This is a genomic window from Streptomyces sp. NPDC005899, from assembly GCF_040629645.1.
In the GTDB taxonomy this organism is placed as follows: Bacteria; Actinomycetota; Actinomycetes; order Streptomycetales; family Streptomycetaceae; genus Streptomyces.
The window spans coordinates 1-9,949 of sequence record NZ_JBEXWB010000240.1 but is presented as its reverse complement, the minus strand read 5'-3'; the positions used below and the strand labels follow the sequence as shown (position 1 = coordinate 9,949).

The following is a 9,949-nucleotide window of genomic DNA, read 5'->3' as shown; positions in this document are numbered from 1 at the left end:
GTTGAACGCCTTCGACATCACCTTCGACGGCCGACTCTCCGCAGCCCGCCAGTAACCCTCAACAACCCGAGTTACACCGCTCGTTTGACAGACCCGGGCAGGCCTGCGCCGTACAGCATGTGCCGGTAGAGCGGCACGGACGGCCGCAGCGCCGGGGCCCGCCCCTCGATCCGCGCTGAGCCCGGCTCTTCCTTCGTCAGGTCCGCAGTCACCGGGTACCACCGTCCAGGCGCAGACCCCGCACCGCGCCGACGGAGGCCAGCCGGTACAGAGACTCATGGACTAACATCTGCGCCACAGGGCCGGCGGCCGGGTGCTCGTCCTGTAAGACGGCCCGCAGCAGGTAGACCTGGGCGACATCTCACGACCGGTCAGCCGCCGCATTCACGGCCGCCGTCGCATTCCGCGCGGCGGTCAGCGACGCGCGGACGTCCGGGCGAGTATGCGCATGCTCACACGGGGCGTCTTCGCCTACCGGGCGAGCATCCCCGATGACGGCCCCCTCCAGCACTGGCTACTGAAGCTCGAGCGCTGACCGGCGGAATTCTCGGGACCGAGCAGCGCGACAGCCAGCTGCGAGCAGATTCCCGTATCGCGTGCCCGGCGGGTCGCCGGCGTGCCGTCGGCAGTCGGCTGGGTTCCTGCCGTTTACGACGCAACCTCGACCGAGCACTCCTCGATCCAGTGGGCGACTACGCTCAAGGCGGCCAGGTACTCCAGCGCTTCCTGCGCAGCCCAGTCTGCGTCGTCCAGGTGAGCGGCGACATTGCGGATGGCCAGGAAGAAGCCGGCCGTCATGTACTTTGCGCCTTCCTGTCGGGCCCGCCAGGAAGGCGCCATTCGGTCCCCAGGCGATCGCAGCCTCGGTTTCCCTGGCGCCGGGTCTTTCAAGTCGAACGCCTGCATTGCCAAGTCATATTCGCCGATGTCGTGACGGCCCAGCTTTCGTTGCAGACGGCGGTTCACTGTGCGCGCCGCGGCGAGTACTGCGTCTTGATACGCCTCCGCTCCCCATAGCGGGGCCGCCGGTTCCCATACCCAGGGGTGTAAGGCATCGGCAGCGATGGAGGGAGATGTAGGGCGGAGGAAGGCGGCCATCTCGTCTGCAGACCGAGCCTGCGCCAGCGCCTGGATCGTTGCGCGCCGAGCTTCGGCCCAGCGATCTCTCTCGTTGGCCAAAAGATCGTAGTCACCCAGACCGGGCTTGTAAGTAGCTGTTGTCGTTCCGATCTTGAGGGGTGGGCGTCGAACAGGAGTCTCGATCGGGTGATCGCGGCTGACCGTGGGCATGAAGGCAGGGCCTCTTGGTAGCTCGGGGTTGCGAAGCCAACCGAGATCCAGGAGACCCTGTTGCCGCAGTTGTACGTCCTCACGCCGGTGGAGTTCAACTCGGCTGCTCCGTCGTGTGATTGTGCCGCTCACCGGTTCGGGAATGCGGCCGATCACCCGGAACGTGTTCGGAGGTATCCCTCGGACATGACGGACGCGGAGTGGGCCGTGGTCCGGCCGCTGCTGCCGGTGCCGGGCTGGATGCGCGGCCGCGGCGGGCAGCCGGAGGCGTACTGCCACCGGGCCATGTTGGACGCGGTCCGCTATCTCGTGGACAACGGGATCAAGTGGCGGGCGATGCCGGCCGACTTCCCGCCGTGGGACCGGGTCTACGCCTTCTTCCGCCGCTGGCGCGACCACCTGCTGGTCAGGGAGTTCCACGACCGGCTGCGCGACCGGGTCCGCCAGAAGGCGGGCCGGGATGTGGAGCCGACGGCCGGCGTGATCGACTCGCAGTCCGTCAAGGCGGACGCCGTGGTGGGAGCCGACAGCCGCGGCTTCGACGGCGGCAAGCTGATCAACGGCCGCAAGCGGCACGTCGTGGTCGACACCCTCGGCCTGCTACTGGGCGTCATGGTCACCGCCGCGGACACCGGTGACCGCGCCGCCGCGAAGGCGCTGCTCGCCCAGGTGGCGGACCCCCACCACCGGCTGGAACTCGTCTGGGCCGACGGCGGCTACACCGGCAGCCCCGTCGAGCACTGCCTGGCCACGCTCGCCCTGGTCCTGGCGATCGTCAGACGCAGCGACGACACGCGCGGCTTCGTGGTCCTGCCCAAGCGGTGGATCGTCGAGCGGCTCTTCGCCCACCTGATGCGAAGCCGCCGCCTGGTCCGCGACTTCGAACGCCGCACCACCAGCGCCGAGGCGATGATCTACTGGTCGATGACCATGATCATGACCCGCCGCCTGACCCGCTCACAGCCCGCGCGAGCGTGAACCGGCCCGGCGCCGGCTCGGCCAGCCCCGCGCGACCAGCCGCTTCGCCTTCGACCGCAACGCCTCCACCTTCGACGGCACCGCGTCCAGGCCGAACAAGACGGCCATCTCCTGGCAGGTCAGCGGCCCTTGATGAAGGCGATGCCGGTCCGCGAGAGCCCGCAGGATGCGCTGGTAGTCCATCGACAGCACGGACGCGTCCAGCCCCTCGCGCCACACCGGCACCTGCGCCTTCGGCTTCGCTGCCATCGACGCCGACGATGCCTCCTCTGCCTGCCCCTGCGCCGGCATCGCCCGTTCGGTCCGTGCGTGATCTGCGGTCTCGTCCACCGGACCCAGCACCTCGCCGACCCGCGAGCGGGCGATGACCCACTCCTTCCATTCCCGCTCGGCCACGGCCAGCTCGGCCTGGACGCGGTCGGCCTCCTCCCGCAGCTCGTCCACACGACGACGAGCACCCAGCTCACGCTGTTCGAGCAACCCCACGACCGACGGCATCCACGACCTCCCCAGGAACGATGACACGACAGGCCACCCCTCCCACGGGAGCACCGAACCTATGCCTGACCAGCAAAAACACCGGTCTCAGGTTCGGTACGACAACACCTACTTAATGTGCGGACCTTGTTGCGCACAGGGCCGACTGAGCCCGGCCCTTGCCACAACGGCAGGAGGTGCCCTCCGGTTCGGCAGAAAGATTTTGATGTGTTCCGCCGGGGTTGCCGATGGCTGCTGGCTGTTCCAGCACCGGCCGCCCATGTCGAGTCGGTGGCGGGCGCGAGTGGACAGCGGTCACCCAGGCGCTCGCGCCGAGCTCAGAAGGACGGTGTGGTCAGGGGGTCCACTCGCCGAACCACTGCTCGGCGTCGAATTCCTCGAACCGCTCCACCTCGGTGAACCCCAGCTTCTCGGCGAGGCGCATCGCGCGGTCGTTGGCGGACTGAGTGGTGAGCACGACCGGTGTGCCAGGGAGAGTGCCGGCGAACCAGTCGAGGATGGCCGTGCATGCCTCGGCGGCGTACCCGTGCCCCCACGCCTGCGGCAGAAACAGATAGCCGAGCTCGGTCAGGCCGGCTTCGGGACGGGCGCGCCCCGGTCGCTCCTCGCGTCGGTCGAGGGTGACCATTCCGATCATCGCCCCGTCGCGTTCGATCACGAAGAAGCCAGGACGCCGCCCGGGCGTCTCGGGCACCGCACGCTCGAGGTCGTCGCGTGGTCGCGCGCCACCGATGAAGGTGCCCACCTCCGGCGAGGCGAACAACTCGATGACCGCCGCGCGGTCCCGGGGCTCCGATTCGCGGAGCACGAGCCGTTCGGTCTTTATCGGGGCGGGGGGCCAGGTGCCTGATCCGAGTTCGCTCATGACGGACAACCTAGCGCACGGATTCCGGAGGGAGGCGAAGTTCGGCTTTTCCACTCGGCCTGCGAAGTGAGACTGCGGCACCCTGACTCCTGTCAGTGTGATCCGGTGCCGGAGACGCATAAAATGGCACGCCCGACAGGCGTCCGTACATTTCCACATCTTCTGGGACGGATCGATGAGGCCTACGCTGCTGAGAATCGCGACCTGGAACATGGGAGGTGGGATCCTCGGGGAATCCCACCAACGCGACGGGATCCCCTCACTCGATTACTACGCCTCAGTTCTGGCGGATCACCGCCCCGACGTACTGTGCCTGCAAGAGGCACATGACTATGACGGCCGCCGGGAAAGCCAGTCGGAATATCTGGCGAGACGCCTCAAATATGCGCACTTCTTGTCTTTTCCTCTCAGTGTTTCACACATGTCGAAGGATGCTTCCCTCGCCCTGGGTATCCTCTCGCGGTTCCCGATCGCGAAAACCGTGTACAAGCGATTTCCCCGGCCACAGTTGGTTGGTACCGGCCCGCGGGGCGAGCGCTGGGCCCTTCACGACAAGGGCTACATGGTCGGGTCGATCGCCCTCGGCGACCGGATGCTCGGGTTCGTCAACGGGCACTGTTTCCCTCTGAGGCGCTTCGGCGCGAGCGCCACCGAGCCGGCGTTCGTGCCGGTGTGGGCCATGCTCACGGCAGACCTGCTGGCCGTCGGCGGCACGGGGACAGCCTTCGCCGCCCTCGACGCGAATCACGGGCGGATAGGCGAGGTGCTCGGGGATGTCCTGGGCCCCGGGCATTACCGGAGCGCCTTCGAGGCCACCCCCACGACCCCCGGGGGCGGACAGAAGGACCACATTCTCTACGGGCGGGCGCTGCGGCTGCTCAGCACGACGGTGGCCGCGACCGAGTCCGACCATTCTTATTGCCAGGTGAGTGTGCTGGTGTAGTCCCTGCGTCACCCTGACTCTTGTCAGTACGGGCGCTGTCTGAAGATCGGTAGCATGCGGCTCGGCCGCAACCCTGCACGTTGTGGGCACCAGAGAATCGCGCAGTCGCCGTGAGGAGCTCCCGATATGAGTCTGCAGAACGCAAAGGCGCCGGAACGCGTCGCGGTCCTGACCCGGATCTGGCGAGAGGTTCTCGGAGATCCCGCCCTCGACGAGGATGCGGATCTCTTCGAGAAGAACGGATCGTCGTTGCAGGTCCTGCAGATCACCGGCAGGATCCACGACGCCCTCGGTATCGACGTGAAGCTGCGTCACGTATTCTCGTACGCCTCGCCGCGCAGCCTTTCCGATTTCCTCGACGCCGAGTTCGCGCAGGGGGATTCCGGCGCGGTGCACGGCGGCGAGAAGTGACGGCGTCCGGGAGCCGGGCCGCTCAGGGCCCCACCTCGCTGGCGGAGATGGCCCGTCTGACCGGCGAGTTCGCCGATTGGCACAACCTTCACTACATGGCGATGTGGCTCACCGGCGAACTGGACGTCGCCGCCCTCCGCGACGCGTGGTGGCGGGTGTGCCTCCGGCACGACGCCCTGCGCCGCACCTATCTCTCGCCGGAGGAGGCGCGCACCGATGGAGACGCGCTCAGCGAGGTCGAGTTCCGGACCGCCGCGTCGGACGCGGACGCGGTCGAGCTGATGAGCCGCTTCATCGGCCGCCCCTTCGACCTGGGCGGCCCGAGCTTCTCACGGGTCGCCGTCGTGCGGTGCGGCGAGCGCAGGCACCTGTTCGGGATCGCGATCGACCACATCATCAACGACCTGGCCTCGTGGGCCCTCATCCGGGCGGACTTCACCGAGTTCTACCGCCGCGCCCTGACCGGCGATTCCGGCGATGTCACCGCCGCCGGCAGCTACCAGAGCTTCGCCTCCGAGGAGCGGCGTCTGTTCGCCGGCCGGTGGGGGCAGGAGTGCCGGGCGTTCTGGCGCTCCTACGTCGACGAGTTCGGCACGGTCCCCGCACCCTTCCCGGTCGGCGGCGACACCACGGGCGCTTACCGGCCCAGGACGATCAGCCGTGTGCTGCCTGCCGACGCGAAGGCGCGCCTGCACGCGCTCTCGCTGGAGGCCCGGGCGACACCCTTCGCCGCGGTCACCGCCGGCGTGCTCGCCGCCGCGAAGGAGGTCGCCGGCGATCCGGTGGCCGGAATCTCCGTCAACCAGCACGGGCGGATGCTGCCCGGCACGTCGCAGACCGCCGGGCTGTTCGTCCAGACTGTGCCGCTGCACCTCGGGGCACCGCACAAGAGCCCGGCCGAGGCGGTCCGGGAGGTCTTCCACCGGACCCACGACGTCTTCGAGTACAGCGTTCCGCTGCTGGTCGCCGGACGGTACTGGAGCGAGACCCTGATGGTGCCGGACCGGCAGGCCGGGCTGTACGTCAGTCTCAACGAGGAGCCGCCCTCCTCGCACGACCTGCCGCCGTTCGCCGGCACCGAGGCGGAGTACGTCGAACTCGACGTCCCTGGCGGAAAACGGTTCCTGGAAACCGTGGTCGTCGCGTGGAACCTGTACGAGACGGGCTCGGAGCTCGTCGCGCACTACAACGAGGACCGCTTCCCCGGCGAGGCCGTGGAACAGCTCCTGGAAGCGGCCGAGCGGTTCGTACTCCCCGCAGACGCACAGTGAGGAGCTGCATGTCCGACGACGAGGCAGGCGAGTTCCGCATCGTGCGGAACGGCGAGGAGCAGTACTCGGTCTGGCCGGCCGGGCAGGATCTGCCCGCCGGCTGGTTCGAGGTGGGGCAGCGGGGCACGAGGGCTGACTGCCTGGCCCGTGTCGGCCGTTCCTGGACGGACATGCGGCTGGCGAGCCTGCGCCGCGGTCCGTCCGGCGACGAGGACGGGGCCGCCCGAGGATGAACGCTTTCACCGGAGCCTTCTGGCGGAGCGGCGACCCCGGTTTCGCCGATGCCGCGACCGCACGCGTCTTCAACCGCCGGCTGCCCTCGCGGCGTCCGGTAGCGGTGCTGCGGGCCGCCGACGTCGCCGACGTCGCGGAGGGGGTGAGGCTGGCAGCGGCGGAGGGCTGGCGGGTCGCCGTCCGTTCCGGCGGGCACAGTTGGGCCGCCTGGTCACTGCGCGAGGACACCCTGCTCATTGACCTCGCGCTGTTCACCGGGATGTCCTACGACCCCACCGACGCGACCGTGACAGTGGGCCCGGCAGTACGCGGCGGCCTGGACCTGGACCCGTATCTCGCCGGGCACGGCCGGTTCTTTCCCGTGGGCCACTCCCCCAGCGTCGGCATGGGAGGCTTCCTGCTCCAGGGTGGTATCGGCTGGAACTGCCGCGGCTGGGGCTGGGCCGCCGAGTCTCTCGTGTCCATGGAGGTGGTGACCGCCGCCGGGGAGGTGGTGCGGTGCTCCGAGACGGAGAACGCCGATCTGTTCTGGGCGGCGCGCGGCTCGGGGCCCGGATTCTTCGGAGTGGTCACCGCCTTCCGGCTGCGGACCCGTCCCCGCTTCCGGGAGCTGACGCGGTCTACGTACGTCTTCCCCTCCGAGCTCGCCGCGGAGGTCCTGAGCTGGTACCACGTGGCCCGCCACGACCTGCCGGCGTCGGTCGAGCTGGCCGCCGTCGGCTGCACGCCGCCCGGCTCCGACGCTCCGGTACTGACCGTCGACGCCGTGTCGTTCGACGGCGGCCCGGCCTCGCTGGCCGCACTCGATTCGTGTCCGGTGGTCGCCAGGGCCTCGGCACGCACGGTCGCCGAGCCGGTGGACTTCGCGGAGCTCCAGGCGGAGCAGCTGCGCGGCAATCCGGAGAACCACCGGTACGCCGCGGACAACGCCTTCCTCTCCGGTTCCGCGTCGGAGCTGGTTCCAGCGCTGGTGCCCGCCTTCACCGAGCTGCCCACGCCCAGGACGTTCACGGTCCTGGGCGACTTCACGCCGCTGGTCGCCCGTCGCCTCCCGGACATGGCGGTGTCGCTGCAGACCGACCTCTACTTCGCCGCGTACGCGATAGGCACGACCCCCGCCGACGATGTCCTGAGCCGGGCGTGGCTCGACCGCACGATGAGCCGCCTGGAGCCTCACTCGGTCGGCTGCTACCTCGGGGACAGCGACCTCGCCGTCCGAGCGGACCGGATCATGTCGGACGCCGCCTGGTCGACATTCCGACGGATCCGTGCCGCCCGCGACCCCGAGGGCCGCTTCCCCGGCTACCTCGGTGACCCCGCGCAGTAGTCCGGGGACCCGGACTGCTGCGCGGGGTCAGAGCAGCCGCGCGAGCTCGGCGACCGTCGGGTGCCGGAACAGCACTCGCGCCCTGAGGTCGACACCGAGCGCGCTCCGAATCCTGGTCCTCAGCCGGGTCGCCAACAGCGAGTCCCCGCCCAGGGCGAAGAATCCCTCGTCCACGCCGACTCGTTCCACCCCCAGGACCTCGGCGAACAGAGCGCACAGACGCTCCTCGTCGGCCGTGCGGGGGCCTTGGCCTGCGCCGCCGCCGTAGTCCGGCGCCGGCAGGGCCGTACGGTCCGTCTTCCCGTTCGGCGTCAGCGGGAGCTCCGGCAAGGCAACGAAGGCGGAGGGCACCATGTACGCCGGCAGAGTGGCGCGCAGCTCCTCGGCCAGCGCCTCCGGGTCCGGTGCCGCTCCCGCGTCCGGCACCAGGTACGCCACCAGTCGTTCGTCGCCGGGCTGGTCCTCCCGGACGACGACGGCGACCCTCCGGACGCCTTCCTGCCGGGCCAGGGCGGTCTCGATCTCCCCGAGCTCGATGCGGTAGCCGCGTACCTTGACCTGCTCGTCGGCGCGGCCCACGAACATGAGGACGCCATCACGCGTCCAGCGGGCCAGATCCCCCGACCGGTACATCCGGGCACCCACCCCGTGGAAGGGGTCCGGGACGAACCGTTCGGCCGTCAGAACGGGGCTGCCGACGTAGCTGCGGGCCAGGCCCTCACCGCCGAGGTACAGCTCGCCGACGGTGCCGGGCGGCACCGGGTTGAGATGCTCGTCCAGGACATAGACGCGCCGGTTGTCCATCGGCCGGCCGAGGGGGACATCTCCCGCCAGCTCCCTTGCCCGCCGAATCGTGTGGTAGGTAACGGCCAGGGTCGCCTCGGTCGGTCCGTACAGGGGGTGCACGAGGAGACCGGGAGCCGCGTCGAGCACCTTGCGCACCGCGACCGGCGAAATGACCTCGCCGCCCGTATAGACGCCGGCCAACCCTGCGAACGCGGCCGGGTCGTCGTCGGCAAGCATCCGGAAGAGCCCGCCGGGGAAGATGGCGCCGGTGACGCCGTAGCGGGAGACGAGCTCCCGCAGCTCCTGCGCGTCGAGGTCGCCGGGCGGTGCGATCACCAGACTGCCGTTTCTGAGCAGCGGGGCCCAGATCTCGCCCGTCGACGGATCGACCGCGGCGGAGAAATGCACCAGCATCCGCTCCAGCACGCCTTCGCCCCAGCATCTGTCGAGGGCCAGGTGCACCACGCTCCGGTGGGGCACCAGGATGCCCTTGGGGGTGCCGGTCGAGCCGGAGGTGAACATGATGTACGCGGCCTGCTCGGGCAGCGGCTTGCGGTCGAGGTCGCCGCCGTCCGCCGCGGCCGGACCGTCCGCCGTCACGAGGAGTGTCGTCCCGGCGGCCCTCGCGACCGCGTGGTCGGCGTGCGAACCATCGGTCAGCAGGATCCTGACCTCAGCAGCCGCAAGGGCACCGGCCATGCGTCGCGCCGGATGCGCCAGGTGCAGCGGGAGGTAGCAACCGCCCGCCTTGAGGATCGCCAGGATCGCGACGATCTGCTCCGCCGACCGGTCCATCAGGAGGGCCACAGGCTCCTCGGAGCGGACACCTGCCTCGATCAGCCGCCGGGCCAGGGCGTTGGCCCGCTCGTTCAGTTCGGCGAACGTCAGCGAACGGTCGCCGCACACCAGCGCCACGGCGCCCGGCATCGCCCGGACCCGTGTCTCGAACAGCTCGACCAGGGTGCACTCACCGATCGCACGCGTGGTTCCACTGGACATCGCCAGCCAGGCCCGGCGCTCGTCGTCGGAGAACAGCTCCACGCGCGACAGCGCGGTGTCCGGGACGTTGGCGAATGCCGTGAGAAGCGTGACCAGCCGCGCCGCCAGCGCAGCGGCCGTCTCGGGGTCGAAGAGCTCGGAGTCGTAGGCGAGTGCGCAGGCGATGCCGGCCGGTTCGCCCTCGGCCCCCCGTCGCTCCGTCGTGATGAGAGCGAGGTCGAAGCCGGTCGTGCCCGTCGGGTCGGAGCCGGGGCCGATGTCCGGACGTGCACCCATGGAGGGAGCCTACAAGAGCGGTGCGGGCCGGGGAGGCGTGCAAAGTTCGTACAAGACGCCGTGCGGACGGC

At 69.7% G+C, this 9,949-nt stretch carries 9 protein-coding genes and 1 pseudogene; 6 read left to right on the top strand and 4 right to left on the bottom strand.

The features are described from left to right. Nucleotides 1–648: 648 nt before the first annotated feature. Complete coding sequence (locus ABZ371_RS23175) at nucleotides 649–1,290, bottom strand: TIGR02391 family protein (RefSeq protein WP_358682820.1); 642 nt, start codon at nucleotides 1,288–1,290, stop codon at nucleotides 649–651. Nucleotides 1,291–1,476: 186 nt separating this feature from the next. On the opposite strand from ABZ371_RS23175, the gene ABZ371_RS23170 reads away from it, so the two are divergent. Then, complete coding sequence (locus tag ABZ371_RS23170) at nucleotides 1,477–2,268, top strand: IS5 family transposase (protein ID WP_358682818.1); 792 nt, start codon at nucleotides 1,477–1,479, stop codon at nucleotides 2,266–2,268. On the opposite strand, the pseudogene ABZ371_RS23165 reads toward ABZ371_RS23170, so the two are convergent. Next, a pseudogene (locus ABZ371_RS23165) lies at nucleotides 2,225–2,766 on the bottom strand (hypothetical protein). The gene ABZ371_RS23170 and the pseudogene ABZ371_RS23165 overlap by 44 nt on opposite strands. Nucleotides 2,767–3,100: 334 nt before the next feature. Then, on the bottom strand, nucleotides 3,101–3,631 hold the full coding sequence (locus ABZ371_RS23160; RefSeq protein ID WP_358682816.1) for a GNAT family N-acetyltransferase: 531 nt from the start codon (nucleotides 3,629–3,631) through the stop codon (nucleotides 3,101–3,103). Between the two features lie 175 nt (nucleotides 3,632–3,806). Between ABZ371_RS23160 and ABZ371_RS23155 the strand changes: the two genes are divergently transcribed. The 5 genes from ABZ371_RS23155 (at nucleotide 3,807) to ABZ371_RS23135 (ending at nucleotide 7,817) form a co-directional block, all read left to right on the top strand. Then, nucleotides 3,807–4,574, top strand: coding sequence for an endonuclease/exonuclease/phosphatase family protein (locus tag ABZ371_RS23155; protein ID WP_358682814.1), 768 nt, complete (start codon nucleotides 3,807–3,809; stop codon nucleotides 4,572–4,574). Nucleotides 4,575–4,700: 126 nt separating this feature from the next. Continuing rightward, nucleotides 4,701–4,985 (top strand): acyl carrier protein, encoded by a 285-nt coding sequence (locus ABZ371_RS23150; RefSeq protein ID WP_010071224.1) that lies wholly within the window; start codon nucleotides 4,701–4,703, stop codon nucleotides 4,983–4,985. 47 nt (nucleotides 4,986–5,032) lie between these two features. After that, nucleotides 5,033–6,256: a condensation domain-containing protein gene (locus ABZ371_RS23145; protein WP_358682812.1), complete on the top strand. Its 1,224-nt coding sequence runs from the start codon at nucleotides 5,033–5,035 to the stop codon at nucleotides 6,254–6,256. 8 nt (nucleotides 6,257–6,264) lie between these two features. Then, the gene (locus ABZ371_RS23140) at nucleotides 6,265–6,489 is read left to right on the top strand and encodes an MbtH family NRPS accessory protein (protein WP_358682810.1); all 225 of its coding nucleotides are present in this window, start codon (nucleotides 6,265–6,267) and stop codon (nucleotides 6,487–6,489) included. Continuing rightward, nucleotides 6,486–7,817, top strand: coding sequence for an FAD-binding oxidoreductase (locus tag ABZ371_RS23135; protein ID WP_358682808.1), 1,332 nt, complete (start codon nucleotides 6,486–6,488; stop codon nucleotides 7,815–7,817). Before ABZ371_RS23140 ends, ABZ371_RS23135 begins: the two co-directional genes overlap by 4 nt. A gap of 27 nt (nucleotides 7,818–7,844) precedes the next feature. Here the strand turns inward: ABZ371_RS23135 and ABZ371_RS23130 are convergent, their stop codons facing one another. After that, nucleotides 7,845–9,878: an amino acid adenylation domain-containing protein gene (locus ABZ371_RS23130; protein ID WP_358682806.1), complete on the bottom strand. Its 2,034-nt coding sequence runs from the start codon at nucleotides 9,876–9,878 to the stop codon at nucleotides 7,845–7,847. Between the last annotated feature and the right edge of the window lie 71 nt (nucleotides 9,879–9,949).